General features: G+C 37.3%; 4 protein-coding genes and 1 pseudogene. 3 read left to right on the forward strand and 2 right to left on the reverse strand.

Annotation, left to right across the window (positions count from 1 at the left end; all coding sequences use genetic code 11):
* The 3 genes and pseudogenes from BJN41_RS13900 to BJN41_RS13905 form a co-directional block, all read left to right on the forward strand.
* A partial coding sequence (locus BJN41_RS13900) for an integrase core domain-containing protein (RefSeq protein ID WP_141730354.1) occupies positions 1–242 on the forward strand: 242 nt, incomplete at its 5' end.
* A 55-nt stretch (positions 243–297) separates the two neighbouring features.
* Positions 298–426: pseudogene (locus tag BJN41_RS15735) on the forward strand (S-(hydroxymethyl)glutathione dehydrogenase); the annotation flags it as partial.
* Positions 427–951: 525 nt separating this feature from the next.
* Positions 952–2,010 carry a 3-deoxy-7-phosphoheptulonate synthase gene (locus BJN41_RS13905; RefSeq protein ID WP_070155940.1) on the forward strand — a complete coding sequence of 353 codons (1,059 nt, stop codon included), beginning with the start codon at positions 952–954 and terminating at the stop codon, positions 2,008–2,010.
* Positions 2,011–2,105: 95 nt separating this feature from the next.
* Here the strand turns inward: BJN41_RS13905 and BJN41_RS13910 are convergent, their stop codons facing one another.
* Positions 2,106–2,432, reverse strand: a complete 327-nt coding sequence (locus BJN41_RS13910; RefSeq protein WP_070155941.1) for an MFS transporter — start codon at positions 2,430–2,432, stop codon at positions 2,106–2,108.
* Positions 2,433–2,470: 38 nt separating this feature from the next.
* Positions 2,471–2,716 (reverse strand): integrase core domain-containing protein (locus BJN41_RS13915; RefSeq protein ID WP_141730415.1); only part of this gene is annotated, 246 nt, incomplete at its 5' end.

The raw sequence follows: 2,716 nt of genomic DNA on the forward strand, positions 1-2,716 counted from the left end.
CGCAAACAAATGGTATATGTGAGCGTTTCCATAAGACGATTTTGCAGGAGTTCTATCAAATTACGTTTAGGAAGAAGCTTTATAGCTCATTGGAAGAATTACAAGTTGATCTAGACGATTGGCTGAAATTCTATAATACTGAACGGACTCATCAAGGAAAAATGTGCTGTGGTCGTACACCACTTGAAACTTTACTTGATGGAAAACGGATTTGGGCTGAGAAAAATTTAGCTCAAATTTAACCTGACAGGCACAATAAAAAATGGGTAACTGTCAGATCAGGTTTGAGCTAGTACAATGAAGGGTGATATTCAACTCGAACCATTTGTAACGCACACCATGGGATTAGCGCAAATTAACGAGGACTTTGATTTTATGCATGAAGGTAAATCCATAAATAGTTTGATTCATTTTGATCAGTTATGAGTAGCACGCTTAAATAAAGATACAACAAAAACCAGCTTCTGCTTGTTTTTTTTTAATTTCAGATTTGCTAAAGACCGTAGATAAATTTTGCTTAGTTTTTGATAAATACATTCAATAAAAATTATTTTACAAAAAGGATTGCCAAATGGAACAATACAGCGTATTTTTATTTTAACAGCTCATTTTTTGATGAAAACAAGATGTTAAAGCAACCTTTAATCGCTAACGCTTACTATTACTTTTGGCAGTTTCAATGATTGCCTGAGTCGCGTTCGGGCAAAAGGTTGCCCACCAGTTGATACCTGATCGGCAACCCTGATCAGGTTTTTTTATGTCTGGTGTTTTGAATTTTATAGGTTTCTCGGAGATTTAATCATGTACAACGTTAATTATTCATACTTTAACGACTTTTATTGGTTTAACTTTAGTCAATCTATGACTCAAGCCTTGCAATCGATTAGCCCCATAACGCTGAAATAAATGACCAGACTGTAAAAAAAAGAAACAGTCCAAAGGAACAGACAAATGAATGCTTTAAATATCACTTTACAACAACAGATCAACAATACTGAAATTAGTTTAATTTTACCGTATCAACTCAAAGCGCAACTCCCACTTTCATCAGCGCTAAAACAACAAGTCGCACAACATCGACAAATTATTCAGAACATTTTAGCAGGCACAGATCCTCGCTTATTGGTCATTGCAGGACCTTGTTCAATTCATGATTCGCAAGCAGCACTCGAATACGCAGAAAAATTAAAGCAATTACAAAGCCAAGTTTCAGATCAAATTTTCTTGGTGATGCGTGCCTATATCGAAAAACCACGTACTACAATAGGCTGGAAAGGCTTTTTGTATGACCCAGACTTAGATGGCTCTGCAAATATGCAACTTGGCTTAGAAAAATCACGTGAACTTTATCTAAAAATTATAGAAATGGGTTTACCGATTGCCTCTGAAATTTTAAGTCCAATGGCAACGGGATATTTTGATGATTTACTGGCTTGGGGTGCAATTGGCGCACGAACCAGTGAATCACAAATTCACCGTGAAATTTCCAGTACAATGCCTTATAGCATTGGTTTTAAGAACGGAACTGATGGCTCCATTCAAATTGCATTAGATGCAATTCAGTCGGCGAGTCATCCACATCAATTCATGGGAATGAGCCAGTCAGGTTTACCTGCTATTTTGTCTTCACAAGGTAATCCGCACGCGCATTTAATTTTACGTGGTGCAAATTCTGGACCAAATTATCAATTGGCAGAAATTGAGAAAATTCAACAAAAAGCCAAAGGGCAGTTGCCTGCATTGATTATTGACTGCAGTCATGGCAATAGCCTTAAAGACCCACAACAACAACCGCAAGTCTTACGTACCATTGTGGCAGAACGTGAACAGACGCAAGTCCGTGGCATCATGTTAGAAAGTTATTTGGTCGATGGGAATCAAAAGATTTCTTGCGATATGACCTATGGTCAATCTGTAACTGATGGCTGCTTGGGTTGGGATAAGACTGAGCAACTGCTCATTGAGGTAGCTGAAAGCTTAAATCGTCAGATTTTGGCTAAAACTGCATAAAAAGAAAACTTCAGAAACCCAAAAAACCTTAAATTTCAGGTTTTTTGGGTGGGCTGTATTGAAAAATTTAATCTTTTTGAATCGGGTTTTTAAATCTAAGCCTGAATGTCTGAATGGGGTTGTTTTGCTACAACAAATTTATAGAAAACTAAACTGATTAATGTCAAAACAGCACACAGTAAATACGCCACTGTATAGTCATAACCTGCAATGACATAACCTAAAACTAAAGCACCCATGGCAATTCCAATGTCATAACAACAGAAATAAGTTGAAGTGGCAAGTCCAATGCGGTCTTTTGGTGACCGTTGAATGGAAATGGTTTGCAAACATGGCTGTGCTGAGCCAAAACCAATACCAATCAATACTGCTGCAAACATAAAGCCGATCACAGTTTGTACTTGGCTCGGTAATACCCCCATTTTTAATTGAATTAATGGGTAGAAAATCTAAAGCCTTGTTATTGTTTAAAAATAGGTGGACAACCATTTACTGACATATGAGGTCGTTCATGATTATAAAAGTACTGCCAGTCAGTTGTATAGTCCTGCACCTCGCTCAGATCTCGAAATAAATATTGATTTAGACACTCATAACGTACTGTACGATTAAATCGCTCAACATATGCATTTTGCTGTGGATTGCCTGGTTGAGTAAATACATGCTCAATACCATGCTGATCACACCACTTTTCCATCAGCTCACT

The sequence above is a fragment of the Acinetobacter towneri genome (genome assembly GCF_001758345.1).
GTDB lineage: Bacteria > Pseudomonadota > Gammaproteobacteria > Pseudomonadales > Moraxellaceae > Acinetobacter > Acinetobacter towneri_A.